This window comes from Polaromonas sp. P1_F8, from assembly GCF_056405635.1.
The window spans coordinates 1-2,247 of record NZ_JBFUBS010000014.1 but is presented as its reverse complement, the minus strand read 5'-3'; the positions used below and the strand labels follow the sequence as shown (position 1 = coordinate 2,247).

3 protein-coding genes are annotated in these 2,247 nt (G+C 53.0%); all 3 read right to left on the bottom strand.

The window, feature by feature from the left end; translation table 11 throughout:
* The coding region (locus AC1D1J_RS22545; protein WP_477695924.1) for a hypothetical protein at nt 1–282 on the bottom strand (282 nt) is incomplete at its 3' end.
* Nucleotides 273–773, bottom strand: a complete 501-nt coding sequence (locus AC1D1J_RS22540) for a contact-dependent growth inhibition system immunity protein (RefSeq protein WP_477685966.1) — start codon at nt 771–773, stop codon at nt 273–275. The genes AC1D1J_RS22545 and AC1D1J_RS22540, both read right to left, overlap by 10 nt.
* A gap of 1 nt (nt 774) precedes the next feature.
* Nucleotides 775–2,247 (bottom strand): endonuclease toxin domain-containing protein (locus AC1D1J_RS22535; RefSeq protein WP_477695923.1); only part of this gene is annotated, 1,473 nt, incomplete at its 5' end.

Here is a 2,247-nt window from a genome sequence, read left to right as displayed (position 1 = left end):
CGAGGTGCTCAAGGTGTTCTTGCTTTTGTCGGCTTCGCTGGTGATGGCTGCGCCTTTGAGGTCGGTGGCGCCAGCCACCTTGATGTCGAAGCCGCCGGTGCCGGCGGCAATGCCACTCTGGCCGACTGCGCTCAGGTAGTTGTGGTCGATCTCCTGCTTGCTGGCGCTCAGGTTGCCGCTGACCGTTGTGCCGTAGCAGAACGGTGGGATGCACAGGCTCAGGCCGAAGCCGAAAACACCCGACGCACTGGTTCGGGTGTTTTGCTGTCTTGCTAAATACAACGACTGAAGGCCAAGCGTAAAGCGTCCCCGACAACAGCTTCGGAACTATTTGCCGGGATGATTACATTCTCAATGCCATCGTCTTTTTCTCGCCCCCATCCTTCCAGCTTCTCGTGACGCATTGGACATATCTCCATCGTGCCGTCAGCTACGTTCACCGTGATGTTGCAACACGCCATTTTCTTAAAGAGTGCGTTCTTGGACTTATAGCCATGCTTGGTTATGAGCGCTTGAACCCAAGCCTCATAAGACTGCTGGTTTTTTCTATAGTCGAAGAAATCGTCCAGCTCTGCCAAAGTCAAGAATCGGCTGTGCAACAACGCATCCAGTAGAGCCGAACCCAATGAGTTTGCATCTGCATTCGGATCAAGTGTGTGTTGCTTACCGTTTTCATCGCGACTACTCCCTCGATACCCCGAATATGTTTCGATGAGATAGAAATCGCCGTTGAATAAGGCCGAAGCCCATTTTTTTTCTGTAACGTCGTTCATGCTAGTTCACTGCAGTTATGACAACCTTAACACCCATATTTTTTCCATACTGAATTGCTTTTTCTATCTGTTGCCACTGCGCCGGTGTAGTGCCAGCTGGTACGGCAACTTGCAATTGCCGTGCGGAGATGCTTGCAGCATCAACCACCGTATTTCCCAGCTGTGCTTTTTCAAATTGAAAGACAACATCAATATTACCTTTGAGAGACGTATAGAGTTGCGTAGGATCTGTGAGCCTGGCTGCAGTCATCGTATCCAGCGTCTTAGCGCTAGTTGCAACGCCAGTGGCTCGGTTAAAAAAGTCAAACGTTTCAAAGTTGGGTGGAAGCCTGGAACTCGACGGCATCTGTGCCGCAAGATAGTCTTCCCATGGCATACCCTGACCCTGGATACCTTTTCCCCAAACAACTTTTATTGCGGAATTATCTGCTGCGGTAGTCCAAGTAGGCAGTGGGCTGGCGGGAAGGTCAATAATTTTTCCGGCATCGGTGAGCGCCCTCACCTCTCCAGTTGATATATCCACTATAGCTCTCGTTTTGGGTGGCATTCCTGTCACTTCGAACGGTTGATAACCTTCCGGCGTCGATCGGGCCATGTTGCCGTTGGTGCGCGGTATTCCGCTTACATGCTCCATTGATGCAAGAAAAATCGTCGCATCTCGATAGGCGGAATATGCCTGTGTATTCTGGCTCTGAATGAACTGATAGCACTTTGAATCACCAGAGGAGCAGAAATCTGCAGGATTGGCACCCAAGGCACCTGCCGCACCAGCAATGAACTTCCCTAAGTTGGTTGCATCACCGCTAGCGGCCCATTCGGCGATTGCGTTTTTTGCGTCAGCTTGCTGCGATGCGCTGACTCCACTCCAGTAAGAGTAAACCCCTTCCACGTTGCAGCCGCTCGTCGCTTTGCAACGCGCAAGTTGTTCCGCGAACCCACGAAGCTGGCTTTGCCGAGCATCAACAGGGTTATGTTTCAAATAGTTATTCACTGTCCCTGAATAGGCAATGCCTATCCCGGCTCCCGCGCCAGTTGCGCCCCCTGTGACCGCACCCAAGGCTGCACCAGCCAACGTCGATCCCGCAGTGATCAGCGCATTGAACTCCGCACTGCCTTTGGGATAGCCTTGATCTACAAGATATTTTTCGAGCTCTGGCAACAGTTGCTCGTTCAGAGCGCCGACAACCGCCCCGCTCAGCGCGCTGGTTCCCGCCACCTTGGCCTGAATCACCCCAGCCATTCCATGCAGCACGGTCTTTTGCCAGCTGCCTTCCAGCCATTCGTTCTTATGCACCAGATCGCCAATCGCGTTCGTGATCACCGCACCGATGTATTGCGCAGCCTGGGCGTTCTCTTTGGCCTTTTGCTGCTGGACCTGCAGTTCCTGCGCTTGCTGCAGGGTCAGGGTGTTCTTCAACGCGCCGTTGGCCGTTGACGCGTCTCGGCTTGTCAGGGTGGCGACGTTTTCTTCACT

Bases quoted from the DNA above. Each gene is read 5' to 3' on its own strand.
- AC1D1J_RS22540 (WP_477685966.1), bottom strand. From the start codon at position 773: ATGAACGACGTTACAGAAAAAAAATGGGCTTCGGCCTTATTCAACGGC.